Source organism: Pantoea sp. XAF26B01_ASV70 (assembly GCF_054512635.1).
In genome coordinates, this window is the sequence record NZ_CM137251.1 from 3,686,571 (window position 1) to 3,707,439 (window position 20,869).

The 20,869-nt window shown below is 60.7% G+C and carries 11 protein-coding genes; 3 read left to right on the forward strand and 8 right to left on the reverse strand.

The genetic code is table 11. The features are described 5' to 3' along the window. Positions 1 to 24: 24 nt before the first annotated feature. From ACX8ZY_RS17470 to ACX8ZY_RS17495, 6 genes are all read right to left on the reverse strand, one after another. Positions 25 to 1,410 (reverse strand): efflux transporter outer membrane subunit, encoded by a 1,386-nt coding sequence (locus ACX8ZY_RS17470; protein WP_158132046.1) that lies wholly within the window; start codon positions 1,408 to 1,410, stop codon positions 25 to 27. Positions 1,411 to 1,413: 3 nt separating this feature from the next. Continuing rightward, the gene (locus ACX8ZY_RS17475) at positions 1,414 to 4,515 is read right to left on the reverse strand and encodes a multidrug efflux RND transporter permease subunit (RefSeq protein ID WP_421665128.1); all 3,102 of its coding nucleotides are present in this window, start codon (positions 4,513 to 4,515) and stop codon (positions 1,414 to 1,416) included. Continuing rightward, positions 4,512 to 7,739, reverse strand: a complete 3,228-nt coding sequence (locus ACX8ZY_RS17480) for an efflux RND transporter permease subunit (RefSeq protein ID WP_421665129.1) — start codon at positions 7,737 to 7,739, stop codon at positions 4,512 to 4,514. Before ACX8ZY_RS17480 ends, ACX8ZY_RS17475 begins: the two co-directional genes overlap by 4 nt. After that, complete coding sequence (locus ACX8ZY_RS17485) at positions 7,736 to 8,947, reverse strand: MdtA/MuxA family multidrug efflux RND transporter periplasmic adaptor subunit (RefSeq protein WP_060681593.1); 1,212 nt, start codon at positions 8,945 to 8,947, stop codon at positions 7,736 to 7,738. The genes ACX8ZY_RS17480 and ACX8ZY_RS17485 overlap by 4 nt, the downstream gene beginning before the upstream one ends. A gap of 420 nt (positions 8,948 to 9,367) precedes the next feature. Then, positions 9,368 to 11,107, reverse strand: coding sequence for a penicillin-binding transpeptidase domain-containing protein (locus ACX8ZY_RS17490; RefSeq protein ID WP_010251720.1), 1,740 nt, complete (start codon positions 11,105 to 11,107; stop codon positions 9,368 to 9,370). Between the two features lie 279 nt (positions 11,108 to 11,386). Further along, complete coding sequence (locus ACX8ZY_RS17495; protein WP_323169155.1) at positions 11,387 to 13,660, reverse strand: molybdopterin guanine dinucleotide-containing S/N-oxide reductase; 2,274 nt, start codon at positions 13,658 to 13,660, stop codon at positions 11,387 to 11,389. A 190-nt stretch (positions 13,661 to 13,850) separates the two neighbouring features. Between ACX8ZY_RS17495 and galR the strand changes: the two genes are divergently transcribed. Then, positions 13,851 to 14,852 carry an HTH-type transcriptional regulator GalR gene (gene galR / locus ACX8ZY_RS17500; RefSeq protein ID WP_010251726.1) on the forward strand — a complete coding sequence of 334 codons (1,002 nt, stop codon included), beginning with the start codon at positions 13,851 to 13,853 and terminating at the stop codon, positions 14,850 to 14,852. Positions 14,853 to 14,885: 33 nt separating this feature from the next. On the opposite strand, the gene ACX8ZY_RS17505 is transcribed toward galR, so the two are convergent. Next, positions 14,886 to 17,270: a beta-N-acetylhexosaminidase gene (locus ACX8ZY_RS17505; protein ID WP_421665130.1), complete on the reverse strand. Its 2,385-nt coding sequence runs from the start codon at positions 17,268 to 17,270 to the stop codon at positions 14,886 to 14,888. A 249-nt stretch (positions 17,271 to 17,519) separates the two neighbouring features. On the opposite strand from ACX8ZY_RS17505, the gene nrdD reads away from it, so the two are divergent. Both nrdD and nrdG read left to right on the forward strand, forming a co-directional pair. Continuing rightward, entirely contained in the window at positions 17,520 to 19,658 is a 2,139-nt protein-coding gene (gene nrdD, locus ACX8ZY_RS17510; protein ID WP_421665131.1) for an anaerobic ribonucleoside-triphosphate reductase, read from the forward strand. Then, positions 19,655 to 20,122, forward strand: coding sequence for an anaerobic ribonucleoside-triphosphate reductase-activating protein (gene nrdG / locus ACX8ZY_RS17515; RefSeq protein ID WP_033778405.1), 468 nt, complete (start codon positions 19,655 to 19,657; stop codon positions 20,120 to 20,122). Before nrdD ends, nrdG begins: the two co-directional genes overlap by 4 nt. On the opposite strand, the gene ACX8ZY_RS17520 is transcribed toward nrdG, so the two are convergent. Beyond that, the gene (locus tag ACX8ZY_RS17520) at positions 20,114 to 20,749 is read right to left on the reverse strand and encodes an NAD(P)H-binding protein (protein WP_022625290.1); all 636 of its coding nucleotides are present in this window, start codon (positions 20,747 to 20,749) and stop codon (positions 20,114 to 20,116) included. The genes nrdG and ACX8ZY_RS17520 overlap by 9 nt on opposite strands. Positions 20,750 to 20,869: the final 120 nt, after the last annotated feature.

Consider the following 20,869-nt stretch of genomic DNA (forward strand, 5'->3'; position numbering starts at 1 on the left):
ATTATCGGTAACCTGACGCCGCCTTCAGGGTGCCTGCCAGCCACCGCCCAGTGCCGCAATCAGCGCCACACTGCTGACCCACTGCGTGCTCTGCAGCGTCAGCAAACTCTGCTGCGCGCTCAGGCGGCTGTTTTCGGTGGTCGCCACATCCAGATACGTAATCATGCCCGCCTCATACTGCAAACGGGTTACCCGCGCAGAGGTCTGCGCCGCGTCGGTGGCGCGCTGCTGCGCGGCGATCTCACCCTGCAGCGTGTTCAGCTCCACCAGCTTATCTTCCACCTCCTGCATTGCGGTCAGCACTGTCTGACGATAGGTCGCAACGCTGGCATCCCAGCCCGCTCGTGCCTGATCGACCTGTGCTGCGGTCGCACCAAAATCCAGCAGCGTGCCGCTCAGCTCCGGCCCCAGCGACCAGACGCGATTCGGCAGCGAGAAGAGCGAATGCAGCACGGAAGAACTGACGCCACCGCTGGCGCTCAGGGTCAGGTCGGGATAGTAACCGGCCACCGCCACGCCCACCGCAGCATTGGCCGCGGCCATGTTACGTTCGGCGTAAGCAATGTCGGGACGGCGCTGCAACAGCTCGCCCGGCAGGGCTGCCGGAATCGCGGGCAGCGTGGCCGTCAGCGGCGCGGCGGTCAGGCTGAATTCAGCGGGTGCTTTGCCGATCAGCAGCGCAATGGCGTGCTCCATCTGCGCGCGCTGCCACTGATAATCCTGCGCCGAGGCGCTGGCGCTCTCCAGCTGCAGCTGCGCCTGAGCCAGGGTGGCACGCGACGCGGTGCCCGCCTGATACTGGCTGGTAATCACTTTCAGATAGCGCTGATAAGCATCAACGCTCTGCTGATAGAGCGCGATTTTCTGATCCATGATGCGCAGCTGGAAATAGTCCTGCGCCAGCTCAGACTGGGCGCTCAGGGTGATATTGGCCAGTTCCGCCGCGCTGGCCGAGGCGCTGGCGCGGTTCTCCTCCAGCGTGCGTCGCAGTTTGCCCCACAGGTCCAGCTCCCAGCTGGCACTCAGCTCCGCCTGATGGCTGCTGCTGGTGGTGCGAACGCTGCTGTCAGTCGCGTGGCTGCCGCTGCGCGTCACGCTGCCGTCATAGCCCAGCGAGGGAAACAGCGCCGCACGTGACTCACTCGCCAGCGCCTGTGCCTGCCGGTACTGCGCGGCATAATTCGCCACGTTCTGGTTCGAGATGCTCACCTGGTTCAGCAGCCCGCTCAGGGTGGCGTCGTGATAAACCGCCCACCATTCGCCTTTACTTTGCGCATCAAGCGGCGTCGCCTGCTGCCAGCCTCTGGCCTCTTTATAGTGGACCGGCACAGACACCGCGGGGCGCTGATAGTCGGGACCGACGCTACAGCCGCTCAGCAGCATCACAACAAAGGGGATAAGCGGTTTCATGGATCAGGATTCCGTAGGGCGCAGACGACGCCATTGACGTTGAGTGGCACGGCCCAGACGATCAAGCCAAAGATAAACAACCGGCGTGGTAAACAGCGTGAGCAGCTGGCTGAGCGCCAGTCCGCCCGCAATAGCGATGCCCAGCGGGCTGCGCAGATCGGCATCACCGCCGCTGCCCAGCGCCAGCGGCAACGCGCCGAAAAAGGCGGCCAGCGTGGTCATCATGATGGGCCGGAAGCGCATCAGGCACGCCTGGGTGATCGCCTGCTGTGGCGACATGCCCTGCTGCCGCTCCGCGTCGATGGCGAAATCGATCATCATGATGGCGTTCTTTTTCACGATGCCGATCAGCAGGATGATGCCAATCAGCGCGATCACCGTGAGCTGCGTGCCGGTCAGCAGCAGCAGTAACAGCGCGCCGACGCCCGCTGACGGCAGGGTCGAAAGAATGGTCAGCGGATGGATGTAGCTCTCATAGAGCACGCCGAGCACAAGATAGACCGCCGCCAGCGCCGCCAGAATCAGCCACGGCATGGTCGCGGTCAGCTGAGAAAAGGCGGCGGCGGTGCCGGCAAAACCGGCATGAAGGGTCGACGGCAGGCCCAGCTTCGCCATCGCCTGTTTTATCAGTTCCTGCGCCTGTTCCAGTGACACCCCCTCGTTGAGATTAAACGCCAGGGTGCTGGTCGCGGCCTGGCCCTGATGCGCCACCGACAGCGGCGCGTTGCCGCCGCTGAAGCGGGCCAAGGCGGAGAGCGGCACGCGGTCACCGCTGTCGTTAATCACATAAAGCTGCTGCAACGTATCAGGATTGGCGGTGTCGCTATCCTGCAGTGACATCACCACGTGATACTGATTCAGAGTGTGATAGAGCGTGGCGATCTGCCGCTGGCTGAACGCATTGTTCAGCAGCGTATCCAGCATGTTCACGTTGACGCCCAGCCGGGTGGCGCGATCACGATCAATGTTCAGCTCTACCTCCTGGCCGCCGGTCTGCGAATCGGAGTCCACGCTGTTAAGCTCGGGGATCGCCGCCAGCGCCGCCTGCACTTTCGGCGTCCAGGTGCGCAGCAGATCGAGATCGTCCGCCTGCAGGCTGTACTGATACGTGGCGTTGGCGCTGCGTCCGCCAATGTGCAGGTCCTGCGCCGCCATCAGGAACATCTGCGCCCCGGCGATGTGACTGGTTTTGCGCGTCAGCCGGTTGGCCACCTCGGTGGCGGTCGCATCGCGCTGATCAAAATCTTTAAGCCGCACAAAGAAGTTGGCGCTGTTGCGGGAGCCAAACATCCCGCTGCCCATCGACGACATCACACTCTCTACCGCCGGGTCTTCCTGAATGATCTGCGTGAACATCAGCATTTTCGGCTTCATCGCCTGGAACGAGATGTTCTGATCGGCGCGCAGCGCACCCATCAGCAGCCCGGTATCCTGATTGGGGAAGAAGCCCTTCTGCACCACGACGAAGAGAAAAACATTCAGTAGTACGGTCAGCAGCAGGCTGAGCAGCGTCAGTTTCTGATGGCGCATCACCCAGGCCAGCCCGCGCCCGTAGGCGGCCAGCAGGCGATTCAGCTGGTTTTCAATCAACTGATAAAGCGGATGCGGCCGCTGGCTGACGGGCGGCTTTGGTTTCAGCAGGCGGGCGCAGAGCATCGGCGTCAGGCTCAGCGAAACAAACAGCGAGATCAGCAGCGACACGGTGAGCGTCACGGCGAATTCGCGGAACAGCCGCCCGACAATGCTGCCCATCAGCAGGATTGGGATGAACACCGCGATCAGCGACACGGTCATCGACAGCACGGTGAAGCTCACCTCCTGCGCCCCGCGCAGCGCTGCCCGCAACGGGCTCAGCCCGCGCTCAATGTGACGGGTGATGTTCTCCAGCACCACAATCGCATCATCCACCACGAAGCCGGTGGCGATAATCAGCGCCATCAGCGACAGGTTATCCAGGCTGTATCCCAGCAGATACATCACCGCGCAGGTGCCGATCAGCGACACCGGCAGTGCCAGCGCCGGAATGATCACCGCCTGCAGATTGCGCAGAAAAATAAACACCACCGCAATCACCAGCAGCACCGCGATCAGCAGCGTCTCTTCGGTGTCATACAGTGAGGCGCGCACGCCAGGCGAACGGTCAACCACCACCTTCAGCTGGCTGTCAGCGGGCAGACTCTTTTCCAGCTGTGGCAACTGCGCTTTTATCGCGTCGATGGTTTCCAGCATGTTGGCACCCGCCTGACGTTTGATACCGATCATCACCGCCGGTGTGGCATTCAGAAACCCTGCCTGATAGCGATCTTCCACCGAGTCATAGACCGTGGCGACGTCGCGCAGTCGCACCGCCTTGCCCTGCTGATAATTGATGATCAGATCGCGGTAGCTGGCCGCCTTCTCCAGCTGGCCGTTGCTGTCCACCAGCCACGACTGGTCACTGCCCTGTAAGATCCCTTTAGGCAGATTAGTGGTGCTGTTGGCGACGGCGGCACGCACCGTCTCCAGCGAGATGCCGTAATGGGTCAGCTTCAGCGGCTGCAGATCAATCCGCACCGCCGGTAAGGCGCTGCCCATCAGCGACACTTCGCCAACGCCCTGTACCTGCCCCATCGCCTGTTCGATTTTGCTCTCCGCCAGATCGTAGAGTTCGCCTGGTGTGCGGGTGGCAGAGGTCAGCGCCAGCATCACTATTGGCGCGTCTGACGGGTTGGCTTTGCGATAGGTCGGCAGCGAGGCCATTGCGCTGGGCAGCAGGCTGCGCGCTGCGTTGATTGCCGCCTGAACGTCGCGCGCCGCGCCATTGATATCGCGGTCCAGTTCAAACTGCAGGATGATGCTGCTGGAGCCCTGCGAGCTGCTGGAGGTCATCTCACTGATACCGGCAATCTGCCCCAGCGAACGTTCCAGCGGCGTAGCGACCGTCGCCGCCATGGTTTCCGGGCTGGCGCCTGCCAGGCTGGCGCTGACCATGATGGTAGGAAAATCGACCTGCGGCAGCGGTGCTACCGGCAGCAGCCGGTAGCCCAGCGCGCCCAGCAGCAGGATCGCCAGCGTCAGCAGCAGCGTCGCCACCGGACGAAAGATAAACAGCCGGGTCAGATTCATTGCCCGCTCCGCGCCCGCTGCTGACGGCGTTTCACCCAGGCGTTACCGCGCTGCGCCAGCCCATCAAACAGGAGGTAAATGACCGGCGTGGAGAAGAGCGTCAGCACCTGACTGACAATCAGCCCGCCGACAATCACCAGCCCCAGCGGCTGACGCAGCTCCGCCCCGGAGCCGGAGGCCAGCATCAGTGGCAGCGCACCCAGCAGCGCCGCCATCGTCGTCATCAGAATCGGGCGGAAGCGCAGCAGGCAGGCCTGATGAATCGCGTCGCGCGCGCTGAGTTGCTGATGGTGTTCCGCCTCCAGCGCGAAGTCGATCATCATGATGGCGTTCTTTTTCACGATGCCGATCAGCAGTATCACCCCAATCAGCGCAATCAGGCTGAATTCGGTGCCCGCCAGCAGCAGCGTCAGCAACGCGCCCACCGCCGCCGACGGCAGCGTAGAGAGGATGGTCACCGGATGGATAAAGCTTTCGTAGAGGATGCCGAGCACCACATACATGGTGATCAGCGCCGCCAGAATCAGCCACAGCGTGTTGCCGGTAGCGCTCTGAAACGCCGAGGTTTCCCCCTGATAACGCAGCGTGGTGCTCTCCGGCAGATGCAGCTGCTCCCGCACGTCCGCGATCGCCCGCTGTCCATCCTCCAGCGAATAGCCCGGATTAAGGTTGAAGGAGATCATCACCGCCGGGAACTGATTCAGCCGCATATGCATCAGCGAACCGGTGCGCTGGTGGATGGTGGCGATAGAAGTGAGTTTGACCATGCCGCTGCTGGTCGGGCTGGCGCTGGTGTCAGAGGCTGAAGTGGACGTCGACGAAGACGACGATGTTGACGAAGACGTTGACGCTGATGAAGCCGTACTGGTGGATGACGACGCCGAACTGCTGCTGCCGGACGATTGCAGCCAGACATCATCAAACGACGCCGGACCCTGCTGGTATGCCGGAGCCACTTCCAGCACCACCCGATACTGATTCGACTGGGTGAAGATGGTCGAGACCAGCCGCTGACCAAAGGCGTTATAGAGCGCGGTGTCCACGTCCGAGGCAGTAATGCCGAAGCGCGCCGCTTTATCGCGGTTCAGCTCAACGTAAGAGACGCGCCCCTGATCCTGCAGGTTACTCACCACCCCATTAAACTCGGGCCGCTGCTGCAATGCCGCCACCAGTTTCGGCGACTCGCTGACCAGATTTTCACTGTCGGCATCATCGAGGGTGAACTGATACTGACTCGGTGAGACCTGATCGTTGACGGTGAGATCCTGCGCCGGTTGCAGATAGAGCCGGATGCCCGGCACATCGGCGGTCGCCTGTTGCAGTTGTTTAATCACCTCACCCGCTTTCACATCACGCGAGCCAAACGGCTTCAGGTTGATCTGCAACCGCCCGCTGTTAAGGCTGGTGTTGGTGCCGTCGATGCCGATCGTCGATGAGACGCTCTCCACCGCCGGGTTTTTCAGGATCCGCGCCGACAACGCCTGTTGCCGCGTTGCCATGGCGTTAAACGAGACATCCTGTGAGGCGACAGTAATACCCTGAATCAGCCCGGTATCCTGGGTCGGGAAGAAGCCTTTCGGCACCATTATGTAGAGCAGCGCCGTCAGCCCGAAGGTGGCCAGCGTCACCAGCAGCGTCAGTTTCTGATGGTTCAGTACCACGGTCAGCAGCCGGTCATAGCCGCGCACCAGGCGGTCGAACAGTTCGCCGCCCTTGCGGGCAAATGTTGACTGCTGTTCGGGCGGAATGTGGCGCAGCAGATATGCACACAGCATCGGTGTCAGGGTCAGCGACACCAGCATTGACACCAGAATCGCCACCGCCAGCGTAATCGCGAACTCCCGGAACAGTCGCCCGACCACATCGCCCATAAACAGCAGCGGGATCAGCACCGCAATCAGCGAAAAGGTCAGCGAGATGATGGTGAAGCCAATCTGCTGGGAGCCTTTCAGCGCGGCTTCCATCGGTGACTCGCCCTGCTCCAGCCGCCGGGAGATGTTCTCGACCACCACAATAGCGTCATCAATGACAAAACCGGTGGCGATGGTCAGCGCCATCAGCGACAGATTATTCAGGCTGAAGCCCGCCAGATACATCACACCAAAGGTGCCGACCAGCGACAGCGGCACTGCCACGCTCGGGATCAGCGTGGCAGCAACGTTGCGCAGGAACAGGAAAGTCACCATCACCACCAGCGCAATCGACAGCATCAGTTCAAACTGCACGTCGCTGATCGAGGCGCGAATGGTCTGGGTGCGATCGGAGAGAATGGTCATCTTCACCCCCTCCGGCAGTGCCGCCTGCAGCGCGGGGAGCTGCGCCTTGATGTTGTCCACCACCTGGATGACGTTCGCGCCCGGCTGACGCTGCACGCTGATTACAATCGCGGGCTGGTTGTTGGCCCACGCCGACTGGAAGCTGTTTTCCGGGCCCTGTTCAATGTGGGCGATATCTTTCAGGCGCAGCGCCGCGCCATTCTCATAGCTGAGGATGAGGTTGCCGTACTCGGTTGCGGTGCGCAGCTGGTCGTTGGCGTCAATGGTCACCGAATGATATTTCCCGTCAAAGCCGCCTTTGGAGCCATTGACGTTGCTGTTGCCAATCAGCGTATTTACCGCCTCCAGCGTCAGATGATGCGCCGCCAGCGCCTGAGGATTCATCTGCACCCGAATCGCCGGCTGGTGGCCGCCCGCCAGCGTCACCATCCCGACGCCGGAGATCTGCGACAGCTTCAGCGCCACCCGGGTGTTGACCAGATCCTGCACCGCGGTCAACGGCAGCGTGCTGGAGCTCGCCGCCAGCGTCACCACCGCGCTGTCCGCCGGATTGACCTTTTTGTAGGTCGGCGGATTGGGCAGGTCGTCGGGCAGCAGGTTATTCGCCGCATTGATCGCTGCCTGCACCTCCTGCTCGGCGACATCCAGCGACAGATCGAGGCTGAACTTCAGGGTAATGATCGAGGAGCCGCTGGCACTGGTGGAGCTCATCTGGCTCAGCCCGGCCATCTGCCCTAACTGGCGCTCCAGCGGTGAGGTGACCGACGATGCCATCACATCCGGGCTGGCACCCGGATAGAGCGTGGTGACCTGAATGATCGGATAGTCGACCTGCGGCAGCGCCGAGGTAGAGAGGAATTTCCAGGCAAAAATGCCGGCGATCAGCACGCCGACCATCAGCAGAATGGTGGCGACCGGACGCAGAATAAACAGGCGCGACGGGTTCATTTCGACACAGCACCCGCAGCGGCGGGCGTCTCATCGGCCAGCGACACTTTGCTGCCGCTGGTCAGACGATCGATCCCTTCCGTCACCAGCCGATCGCCCGGCGAAACGCCGCTGAGGATCGCCTGCTGTTCGTCTCCGAAAGCGGGACCAGTGGTGACCGCTTTGCGCGTAACGCTGTGATCCTGATTGATCACAAAGACAAAGCTGCCGTCGCTGCTCAGCTGCAGCGCCTGGGCCGGGATCACCGTCGCGCCTTTCAGCACCCGGGTCTGCAGCCGCAGATTCACAAACTGATTGGCAAACAGCGACTCATCCTGGTTAGCGAACACCGCTTTCAGCGCCACGGTGCCGGTGGCGGTGTCGATCTGGTTGCTGATGAACTTCACTTCGCCACTGCCGAGCTGATGCTGGTTGTCCTGATCATACAGCGTGGCGGGCAGGCTCTGCCCCTGATGCAGCACGCTGACCAGCGTCGGGATTTCGCTTTGTGGCACGCTAAAGGTCACGGCGGCAGGCTGCATCTGGGTGATGGTCACCAGACCGGTGCTGCTGGCACTCTGAACCATGTTGCCGGGATCGACCTGACGCAGGCCGACGCGCCCGCTGATCGGGGCGGTGATCCGGGCATATTCAATGCTGAGTCTGGCACTGGCGATCTGCGCCTGATCGGCGGCGACGGCACCGCGATACTGCCCGACGGTGGCAATCTGGCTGTCCAGATCCTGACGCGCCAGTGCATCCTGCGCCGCCAGTTTGCGGTAGCGCGCCAGCGTCAGCTCCGCACTTTTCAGCAGCGCCTGGTTTTCGCTGAGTTCGCCCTGATACTGGTTCAGCGTGGCCTGAAAGCTGCGCGGATCGATCTGCGCCAGCAGCTGCCCGGCGCTGACTTTCTGCCCCTCGGTAAAGAAAACCTGCTCCAGCTGGCCGTCAACGCGGCTGGTCACCGTGACGCTGGCGTTGGGGATGACCGTGCCGAGTGCATTCAGCCACACCGGCACATCCGCCGTGCTGGCGACACCGCTGTGAACCAGCGTTGCCCCTCCGCCCATCATGCCATGCGCACCCGGTCTGCCCGACGGCATCCCCTCGCCCGGCCCGTGACCTGCCGCCAGCAGACGCCAGATAACCCCAGCGACAATCGCCGCCACCAGCAACAGGAGCAGCCATTTAAGCCCAAAGGAACGCGCGGGGCGAGAAAGGTGAGTCATCGTCGAACTCTTCAGATAAGCAGAAAAAGAAATCCCGGAACGTGCGGAATGCGGCAGTGAGCGGCGGCGGACAAAAAAGCGCCAGGCTTCACGGCGGCCATTATCAGTGAAAGGCGACGCGCCTTTCTATTGGCAAACTGTCAGGGTTTCGTTAAGAACGATGTTGATTTAGCGGCGGTTTTTACAGCGGTAACGGCAGGCTCAGGCGAGCAGGCAAAAAAAACCCACGCATCTGCGTGGGTCGGTGTAATAACAGGGTCTCACTGCCGAAGCGGTGTTGTTTTCACACCCATCAATACCTCTGGGACTGCTATCCTCGCACTGATTGACCGCGCGGAGACAGCAGGAAAACGCAACCGAATTCGGGGAAGTGCAACGAGGTGTGAATATCCTTCACGCCTCGCTTACACTCTGATTTTTCTAAGATTTATCTGAAGGAGTGGCGGCCGGTTTGGTGTAGATGGCATCCGGTGCAATATTCATGTGTTTCAGTACCGGCCCCATGATATTGCCGAACACCGGTGCAGCAACCGAGCCACCGAAGTGATCGCCCGCCGTCGGATGGTTGATCATCACCACCAGCGCCACTTCAGGATGGCTGGCGGGAGCGAGACCGGCGGTGTAGTTGACGTAGCCGCCATCATACTTGCCGCTGGTGCCCATTTTTTCCGCCGTACCGGTTTTGGTTGCCAGACGGTAGCCCGGCACCGCAGCTTTCAGCCCGGTTCCGCCCGGCAGGACGTCACTCTCCAGCATGTGCACCACCTCTTTCACCGTTTCCGGGTTGGCGACCTGGCGTCCCATGACCGGTGGCGTAACGCGGGTGATCGACAGCGGACGGTAAATGCCATAGGAGCCGAGCGTGGCGTATTCGCGGGCAATCTGCAACGGCGTCACACGCAGGCCATAGCCAAAGGAGAAGGTGGCCCGCTCGATATCTGCCCAGCGGGTGCGGTGCAACGGAAAGTAGCCGACGCTTTCGCCGGTCAGCCCTAAGCCGGTCGGTTTGCCAAGGCCGAACGCATGATAGGTGTTGACCAGCGCTTCGGCGGGCATCGCCAGCGCGAGGTGTGACACGCCGATGTCGCTCGATTTTTGCAAAATGCCGGTCATGGTCAGGCGCGGCCAGTGGCCGACGTCGCGGATCAGGTGGCCGTTAACGCTGTAAGGCGTGGTGTCGATCACCGAATCCGGGCGCACCAGGTGGCGCTCCAGCGCTTCCATCACCACTAACGGCTTGACGGTCGATCCCGGTTCGTAGCTGTCATTGATGGCAGAGTTACGCATCTGCGCGGGCGTTGCCCCTTCATAATTGTTGGGGTTGAACGACGGATAGGAGGCCATCGCCAGAATCTCGCCGGTGTCGATTTTCACCAGCACGGCCGCACCGGAGTCCGCCTTGTTGATCAGTACGCCGTCGCGCAGTTTGCTGTAGAGCGTGTACTGGTCATATTTGTCGATGCTGAGCTGTACCGTCGGCGGCTGGGTCGGCGGCTGATAGTTGATCATCGCGATGATATTGCCCGCGGCATCCTGCCGATAGACCTCTTTGCCCGGCTCGCCCTGCAATACTTTATCAAAGCCCTTTTCCAGTCCGTTCAGGCCGACGTTATCCGCCCCGACGATGCCGATCAGCGGCGCAGAGGCCTCGCTCATCGGGTAGAAACGGCTGTCGTCATAGACTTCGCTGATGCCTTTCAGCTTCAGCTCTTTAATATCTTTGGCGATGCCCAGCTCGACTTTACGCCCCAGATAGAGGAAGCGACGTTTCGGGTTGGCGGTGATCTGCGCCGCCAGCTCTTCGGGACGGGTGTTGAGCGCCGCCGCCAGATAGGCCCATTTGGCACTGGTAAAATCGGGGTTGCTCTCCAGCACGCGCTGCGGATCGGCAATCACGTCGCGCGACGGGACGCTGAGCGCCAGCGCTTCACCGTTACGATCCAGCAGCGTGCCGCGACTGGTCGGCAGCGTCACGGTACGCAGCGATCGCTGATCCGCTTCGTGCTCCAGCATCGGCTGATTCAGGAACTGCAGGTCCGCGACGCGCGCCAGCAGCACCACCAGACAGGTCGTGACACCCAGGCAGATCAGTCGGAAACGAAAAGGGTTAAACGGCGCTTTTATCTGGTCTTTTCCCAGTAGTTTTTTAATCCGGGGCATGGCATTCCGCTGCGCAAAATAAAGAGAAAGGGGCTGGTGCCAGCAGTTATAAAGAAAGCGCTGGCCGTATAACAGGAAAACTGTGTATCAGTTCGTTATCGGCAGCCGATTTCTGGCAAAAAAAAACCTGCGCATCTGCGCAGGTTGGTGTAATCAAGAAAATCTATTGATGTTCACCCATCAATACCTCTGGGACCCTGAATGTAGCAAGAGGGATCGATCGGCTGCCATCTCTCAAACGCAACAGTTACCGGCAAAATGTAACCAGCCATGAGATCCTTACGCTATTGTGCAATCCTGATGTTTTTTGATTTCCACCAGGCAGCTCATGGCGTTTGGCCCCTGCGTCAGCGACGAGGTGCCGATGTCGAGCGTCAGCACGTTGGGGTTACCCGCGCGATCGTGCGGCTGCCACGCCTTGCCAAAGCCGGGATCAAACCAGGCGCCGGTGGCGATAATCACCACGCCCTGCGTCACGCCCTCGGTGATCCGCACGCCCGCCAGCATCACGCCGCGTGCGTTGCTCACCTCTATCTCGTCGCCCTCCACCAGCCCGCGCGCGGCCGCATCCTGCGGATGCATGTAAAGCGTTTCGTGTCCGGCGGTTTTATTACCCTGCACCGTTTCTGTAGCATCCAGCTGACTGTGTAACCGGTCGGAAGGCTGAATTGAGATCATGTGCAGCGGATAGTCGCGGCTGACCGGCGAACCGAGCCACTCCTGCGGTTCACGCCATTCCGGATGGCCGGCGAAATCGTCCAGCTGGTAGTCCGCAATGGTCTGGCTGAAGAGCTCGATTTTGCCGCTGGCAGTTTTAATCGGATTGGCCTGCGGATCGGCACGGAAATCATCCATAAACTGATAGGGTTTGCCCCCTTCGGGGATCTCCACAAAGCCGCGCTGCCAGAACTCCTCAAACGACGGGAAATCGATGCCTTTACGCTGATGCGCCGTCGCACACTGCTGATAAAGATGGGCGATCCACTGCATCTCGTTGCGCCCTTCGGTGAAGGTATCGCGGTAGCCGAGGCGCTCCGCCAGGTCAGCAAAAATATCGAAGTCGTTGCGCGCCTGATGCTGCGGTTTAATCGCCTGATGCATCGCCAGCACAAAGCGGTCACGGGAGGAGCCGCCGATGTCATTGCGCTCCAGCGTGGTGGTCGCGGGCAGTACGATGTCCGCCATCTGCGCGGCGGGTGTCCAGACGATATCCTGCACCACGACCGTATCGGGCCGCTGCCAGCCCTCCACCAGCCGGTTGAGCTGCTGGTGATGATGGAAAGGATTGCCGCCCGCCCAGTGCACCATGTGAATGTCGGGATAGTGCAGGGTTTCGCCCTGAAAGCGGTAAGGCTGGCCGGGATTGAGCAGCATATCGCTGATCCGCGCCACCGGAATCGACAGCCCGGAAGGATTGGGGCCGGTGCTCATCATCGGAGCAGGACCTTCCTGGCGCGGGTTGCCGACGCTGTTCATCGAACCGTGACCAAAAGAGAAACCTGCGCCCGGCAGGCCTGGCTGGCCAAGCATCGACGACAGCGCAATCATCATCCAGTAAGGCTGCTCGCCGCGATGGGCGCGCTGAACGGAATAGGAGCAGGTAATAAAGCTGCGCTTGCCGGTGAGCTGCTGCGCCAGCTGCACAATGCGATCGGCCGGGATGCCGGTGATACGGCTGGCCCAGCCGGCGGTTTTCGCCACGCCGTCGGTTTCGCCCAGCAGATAGGCGCGCAGCTGCGGCCAGCCGGTGCAGTGGCTGGCGAGAAACGCTTCGTCAACTGCACCGCGCTGGGTGATCTCATGACCCAGCGCCAGCATCAGCGCCACGTCGGTGTTGGGGCGAATCGGAATCCACTCGGCGTTAACAAATTCCGGGCAGTCATCCCGCATCGGGCTGATGTTGATCACCGGCGTGCCTTTGGCCGCCAGCTGCATCAGCGCCGGTTTCAGGCTGTGCTGCCCTGCGCCCCCCGAGGCGACCTGGGCGTTTTTCAGCGCCAGCCCACCAAAGGCGACAAAAATTTCGGCATGTTCCACCACCTGCGGCCATTCGGTGACGCGCCCGGTCAGCGGCATGTAGGTGCCAATCACATAGGGCAGGAAGAACTGCGCGGCGCCCCAGCTGTAGTTACCCTGCTGATCAACACCGCCGCCGCCCTGAAAGTAGAAGCGACGAATCAGGGTGCGGGCATGGTTAACACGTCCGGCCGATGACCAGCCGTAGGAGCCGTTGAAAATGCCCGATGCGCCATAGCGCTCGCGAATGCGGCGATTCTCCTCCGCCACCAGATCCAGTGCGGTTTCCCAGTCGACGGCAACAAAATCCTCCCGGCCACGCAGCGTACGGTCGCTTTTTTCGCGTGACTTCAGCCACGAGCGCCGCACCATCGGCTGACGAATGCGTTTGTCGGAATAGACCAGTTCAGGAATGGTGTGGATCATCGGTGACGGATCGGCATCGGCGAAGAAAGGTTCGCAGCCAATCAGGCGATCGTTTTCAGTGACGGCGGTAAAGGCGCCCCAGTGCGCCAGATGTGGCACTTTGGTTTTCATCGTTGTTTTTCACGGTAGCCAGGTGGGAGATTGAGCATAGCATGGTGCGACGCCTCAGCAGAAGACGTGCAGCAGTGACCGTTTTTACCCCTTTTTGCGACGACGCTGGCATTCTGTCGGGTTGATGTGTCCGCCCTTTTCCGTAACACTGATGCGATGTGTAAACGTTTTCCCCAAAGCAGGTCAACGCATGGCTACCATAAAGGATGTTGCGCGACTGGCTGGCGTTTCTGTCGCCACAGTCTCCCGTGTAATCAATAATTCTCCCAAAGCCAGCGACAGCTCCCGACAGGCCGTAGGTCAGGCGATGGAGCAGCTTCAGTATCACCCGAACGCCAACGCACGCGCGCTGGCGCAGCAATCGACCGAAACGCTCGGCCTGATTGTCGGTGACGTCTCCGATCCCTTTTTTGGCGCAATGGTTAAAGCCGTGGATGAGGTTGCAGGTGACACCGGTAACTTTTTGCTGATTGGTAACGGTTACCATAATGAGCAAAAAGAGCGGCAGGCGATTGAACAACTGATGCGTCACCGCTGCGCGGCGCTGGTGGTTCACGCCAAGAAAATCCCCGATGCAGAGCTGGAAGTGCTGATGAAGCAGGTGCCTGGCATGGTGCTGCTGAACCGGCTGATAAAAGGCTTTGAAAAGCGCTGTATCGCGCTCGACGATCGCTACGGCGCCTGGCTGGCAACCCGTCATCTGATCCAGCTTGGCCACCAGAATATCGCCTTTATCTGCTCGACCCACACCATCTCCGATGCAGAAGATCGCCTGCAGGGTTACTACGATGCGCTGAAAGAACATGGCCTGCCGTGCAGCGATCGGCTGGTCACCTGGGGCGAACCAGATGAAGTGGGCGGTGAGCAGGCGATGACGGAACTGCTGGGTCGCGGCAAGAATTTCACCGCCGTCGCCTGCTACAACGACTCAATGGCCGCCGGCGCGCTGGCGGTGCTGAGCGATAACGGTGTTCGGGTGCCGGAAGAGATGTCGCTGATCGGCTTCGATGATGTGCTGGTTTCGCGCTATGTGCGACCGCGCCTCACCACCATCCGCTATCCGATTGTCACCATGGCGCAGCAGGCGGCCCAGCTGGCGCTGGCGCTGGCCAACAATCAGCCGCTGCCGGAAGTGACCCACATGTTCAGCCCGACCCTGGTGCGCCGCCACTCGGTCAGCGGCCCGGCCTGAGGACGCTATGGCCGGTTAATCCGGCCGCAGCGTTTACTGAAAGGCGCGCAGCAGCGTCTCCAGCGGCCTGACCAGCGCAATCACTGTTTCATCCTGTACCTCTGCGGCGGCATCCAGTGTCGCACGCATCTCCGCCACTTCACTGGCACCAAACGCCTGATTGCGAACGTAAGCATTAACCAGCGCGAGGCCCATGGCGCTCAGCGCCTCGATCTGCTGCACGCTCTGTGCCAGCGGCTTCAGCGTTGCACTGGCGTTAATGATCGGCAGCACCGCGCTGGTGTTAGCCTGCCAGCGCTGCAGCGGCGCGCGAACCGCAGAGGCGGCAGCCGGATTATTACGATTGGCGATTAACACGGCGACCTGCTGCTCCAGCTGACGTACCGCCTCACTCTCAGCGGGCAGTACATCTGCCAGCCGGTTCAGGGGTTCATGGTAGTCGTAATGGCCCGCCTGAAACTTGAGATGCTGACGCGTGTAGTATTGCGCCGGTTCCAGCACCTCGGCCAGAACCCGCAGTGGGGCGATGTCATGCCCACTGGCCAGCCGCATCATCTGCTGCTCCGTCTGCGCATGTTGCAGCGTTCCGACCGACACGCTGCTCCAGCGATCCATCGCCGCCAGCCGCGAATACATCGAGTCGGTATTGGTGACATCCTGCGCCGACCATAACCGCTCGGCCACCACGAAGGCGCGCGGCCACAGTTTGGTATCAATAATCTGGCTGTTGATGTTTTCCGCCCACAGCGCCGCCTCGCCACCCAGCAGATTTTGCTGCACCTGCTCAGGTGTGGGCAGCGCGGGCGCGATGCCCGCAGGCGTCTGCGCCAGCCGTTGACCGCTGGTGGGATAACGCACGTTGCCTACCTCTGCATAACCTTTAAGAGCGTTCTGTTGCAGCGTGACCACCGGCTGGAACGGCCCCATCCAGCTATCCACGCTAAACCGCACCTGCCGCGTCGAGAGCCAGTTAATCTGACTGACCATCCGGCGGGCTTTGCCATCGAAGTCGATAAAACCGCGCCAGCCTGGTTCTCCCTGTATCAGCGTAAAGCTGCCCTTCACCGGGCTGCCTTTCAGCCGCGGCATGGTGAATGACCAGCTCTGCGCCTGATCGCCTGGCCGCAGACGATCCTGGCCGTTGAGGCCCTGTGGCGTGACCTCATTGCGGTAGTGATAGCTGGCAGGCTGAGGCTGATCGAGGTAGAAACCGGTGGAGAGGATGCCGCGGTAGTTCTCTTTTGCCAGCGCGCTCAGCGCATCCTGACCCTGCCACGACTGGATCAGAATGCTGCGCGGCAGATCGGGATGGGCAATCTCATCCCAGCCCACCATCTGACGGTGATGGGCTTCCAGGATCTTCTCTACCCGCTGATTGAAATATGCCTGAAGCGCATGGGCATCTTTCAGATCGTGATCGCGCATAAACTGCTGGATAGCAGGCGAGTCGTTCCACTGTGTCGGATCCACCTCATCGCCGCCAATGTGCAGCCAGGGATCGGGGAAGATCGCCGCCATCTCACCCACCAGCGTGTCGATCACCTGATAAACCTGTTCGTTGCTGGGATCGAGCAGCGGTTTAAAGACGCCCCAGCCGCGCTCCATCTGCCAGGGGCCGGGTGCGCTAATCAGCTCTGGCATCGCCACCGCCAGCGCGGACGCATGTCCCGGCATATCCAGCTCGGGCACCACACGCACCCCGCGATCGGTGGCATATTTCACGATCTCCCGCATCTGCTGCTGGCTGTAATAGTTGCCATCGCTGGCTTTCTGCTGCAGCTGGGGATAGTGGCTGGAGGCGAAGCGCCAGCCCTGATCGTCAGTAAGATGCCAGTGAAAGACGTTCATGCGCGCGGCGGCGATGCCGTCGATCTGACGTTTAAGCGTCTCCACCGGCATAAAGTGACGCGCCGTGTCGATCAGCACGCCGCGCCACGGAAAGCGCGGATGATCGTGGATGGTGACGTAAGGAATGGTTGTCCCCTGTGCGCCGTTTTGTATCAGCTGCAGCAGGGTTTCCATGCCGCGCATCGCGCCGAAACGGCTGGGCGCGGTTAACAGGACGCCGTCGCCATCGACCTGCAACTGATAGCTCTCATCGCTATCAGGCAGCGGCTGCGGATCCACCGCCTTCGCAATGACGATGCGGATAGTCGGTACTGCTATCGGCTGGGTGGCGGGCAACAGCGGCCAGCCGGTCTGATTACTGATCCGCTCCAGCCAGCGCGCTTCAGCACCCGCCAGATGATCGCCAGAGATTTGCAGCGTCAGCTGCGGCGTCAGGGTAAGCGTGCCGCCGCTGGCGGGCTGTTCCACCTGTTGCGGCCAGGGCATCAGCGGCAGCGAACTGGCCAGGGCGATTGGGCTGAGGGCCGGGAGCAGGAGCAGGAGCAGGAGCAAAGAACGGGGTAACCACATTGGCGGGCATCCTTGTAACGTCAACGTTTTGACAGGGCAGAACGTTGATTAAAGTTGCTGCACGCCAATCCGCCAGTGGATCCTGCAGGAAACCTGAACCAGCACCCGATTTTTTACATCAGCCAGAGTTTTCCAGCGGGTTGAGGCTTCCTTGTTTCAGGTCAAATCTGATCGCAATAATTCTCAGCAATCACTACATGTAGCGAATAGAATCCTTTCGACCCCTATATGTAGTTTATGGAGAGAGAAATGGCGACGGTGGTAATCAAGCGTGATGGATGCCGGACAGGCTTTGATGCGCAGCGTATTGAGCAGGCCGTGGCGGCGGCGGCACGGGCAGCCGAAGTAGAAGACGCGGCCTGGTGCGCGCAGGTCGCTGAGCGCGTGGCATTGCGGCTGGCCGATTGTCCGGAAGTGGATATCCGTGAAATTCAGTGTGCAGTAGAAGAGACGCTGATGGCGGGTCCTTACCCTCAACTGGCCCGCGCCTACATTGAATACCGCCACGATCGCGATGTCGCCCGCGATCGTCAGAGCCAGTTACATCACGCCATTCGTGGACTGGTCGATCAGACCAATGCGGCGCTGCTGAACGAGAATGCCAACAAAGACAGCAAAGTGATCCCGACGCAGCGCGATCTGCTGGCCGGGATCGTGGCAAAACACTACGCACAGCAGCAGATCCTGCCACGCGATGTGGTGCTGGCGCACGAGCGCGGCGAGATCCACTATCACGATCTCGACTACTCCCCTTTCTTCCCGATGTTCAACTGCATGCTGATCGATCTGAAAGGCATGCTGACCAACGGTTTCAAAATGGGCAATGCTGAAATCGAGCCGCCTAAATCGATCGCCACCGCTACCGCCGTGACGGCGCAGATCATCGCGCAGGTCGCCAGCCATATTTACGGCGGCACCACCATTAACCGTATTGATGAAGTGCTGGCCCCGTTTGTTGAGCAGAGCTATGCCCGGCATCTGGCGATTGCTGAGCAGTGGCAGATCCCGCAGGCCGAGCAGTATGCGCGCCAGCGTACGGAGAAAGAGTGCTACGACGCCTTTCAGTCGCTGGAGTATGAGGTGAATACCCTGCACACCGCCAACGGCCAGACGCCGTTTGTCACCTTTGGTTTTGGCCTGGGGACGGACTGGGCGGCCCGGCTGATTCAGCAGTCGATTCTGCTTAACCGGCTGGCCGGACTGGGTAAAAATCGCAAGACGGCGGTGTTCCCTAAACTGGTGTTCAGCATTCGCGAAGGCGTCAACCGCCGGGCGGGCGACGTTAATTACGATATCAAACAACTGGCGCTGAAGTGCGCCAGCAAGCGGATGTATCCCGACATCCTCAATTACGATCAGGTGGTTAAAGTCACCGGCTCGTTTAAAACCCCAATGGGCTGCCGTAGTTTCCTGGGCGTTTATGAAGAGAACGGCGAGCAGATTCATGAGGGCCGCAACAATATCGGGGTAATCAGCCTGAACCTGCCGCGCATCGCACTGGAAGCGGGCGGGGATGAAGCGCGCTTCTGGAGGCTGCTCGATGCGCGACTGCAGCTGGCTAAGCGGGCGCTGATGACGCGGGTGGCGCGGCTGGAGAAGACCAAAGCGCGCGTCGCGCCCATCCTCTATATGGAAGGCGCCTGTGGCGTTCGGCTGAATGCGGATGATGAAGTCGGTCCTATTTTCCGTAATGGCCGTGCGTCGCTGTCGCTGGGCTATATCGGCCTGCATGAAACCCTGAATGCGCTCAGCGGCGGTCATCAGCATCCTTACGATGACGCGGCCCTGCGCGCCAAAGGGGTAGAGATCATTGCTTACATGCGCGATGCCACCGAGCGCTGGAAAGCTGAAACAGGCTATGGGTTCAGCCTTTACAGCACGCCAAGTGAGAATCTGTGCGACCGTTTCTGCCGTCTTGATGCGGCGCAGTTTGGCCTGGTGCCAGGCGTTACCGACAAGGGCTACTACACCAACAGCTTCCATCTCGACGTTGAGAAGAAGGTCAATCCTTACGACAAAATCGACTTTGAAGCGCCCTATCCGCCGCTGGCGAATGGCGGATTCATCTGTTACGGCGAATACCCGAATGTGCAGCACAACCTCAAGGCGCTGGAGGATGTCTGGGATTACAGCTACGACCGCGTGCCCTATTACGGCACTAATACCCCGATTGATGAGTGCTACGAGTGCGGCTTCAACGGCGAGTTCACCTGTACCAGCCGCGGCTTCACCTGTCCGAATTGCGGCAACCACGATCCGGCGCGCGTCTCCGTCACCCGGCGGGTCTGCGGCTATCTGGGCAGCCCGGATGCGCGGCCCTTTAATGCCGGTAAACAGCAGGAAGTGCAGCGTCGGGTGAAGCATCTGTCTGAAGGACCGCTGGGATGATGCATATCCATCGCTACTATGATGTGGATATCGTTAATGGACCTGGCACCCGCTGCACGCTGTTTGTCGCTGGTTGCGAACATCAGTGTCGCGGCTGTTATAACCAGAGCACCTGGCGGCTCGACTCCGGCGTGCCCTTTACGCTTGAGATGGAGGAGCAACTGCTGGCGGATTTGCAGGACACCCGCATTCCGCGCCAGGGATTGTCGCTGAGCGGCGGCGATCCGCTGCATCCGCATAACGTGCCGCACATTCGCCGTCTGGTGAAACGGGTGCGACAGACGTGTCCCGGTAAAGATATCTGGCTCTGGACCGGTTACCGGATGCAGGAGCTGAATGCGGCGCAGCGCGCTGTGCTGGTCTATCTCGACGTGCTGATCGATGGCCGTTTTGTCGAAGAGGAGAAGGATGCCACGCTGCAATGGCGCGGCAGCCGTAATCAGATTATCTGGCAGTTACGCTGAGTGGCGCGGGATTTCGCCAGACTCAATGATTTTGACGCTCTCACTCCCCGGCGTAAAAGCCTGCTGGTGCAGACAGCGTGCCACGTCGTGCGCGCTGACCGCCCGCCAGTTGCCCGGCAGGAGCGAGAACAGCGGTCCCGCCAGGCTTTCACCCCGGCGCTTCTGCGCGCGATCCCCTAGCAGCAATGAAGGCCGCACCAGCGTCAGGCGCGGCCAGCCCTGATGGCGCAGCGCATTCTCCATTTCGCCTTTGACGCGATTATATAAAAACGGTGAGTGACGACTGGCCCCGTGCGCGCTGACCACCAGCATCTGCTTCGCCCCCAGACGTAATCCGCTTAACCCGCTGTCCACCACCAGGGTGTAATCAACGTGGATAAAAGCCTGTTTACTGCCCGCCTGCTTACGCGTGGTGCCCAGGCAGCAGAACACCGTGTCCAGCGAGCTTTGCAGCGGCCCGAGGACATCGGTGAGATCGGCCTCAACCGGATTCACCACCTTGTTCATCGCGGGCAGTGGCCGACGGGTTGGCGCGATGATCTCATCGACGCGTGGATCCTCAATCAGTAAGCGCAGCAGATGCGACCCGACTAAGCCGGTGGCACCGGTCAGTAATACGCGATTCATCTCAGATTCATCCTTATTTCACTGCTGACTGGTTAAAAGATAGCTGATCTTAACGGGCTGGCTTGCGTTCTCACTCTCAGCGACCAGGCTTATAGCGTTATCCGGAAAGCGCGTCTCGCG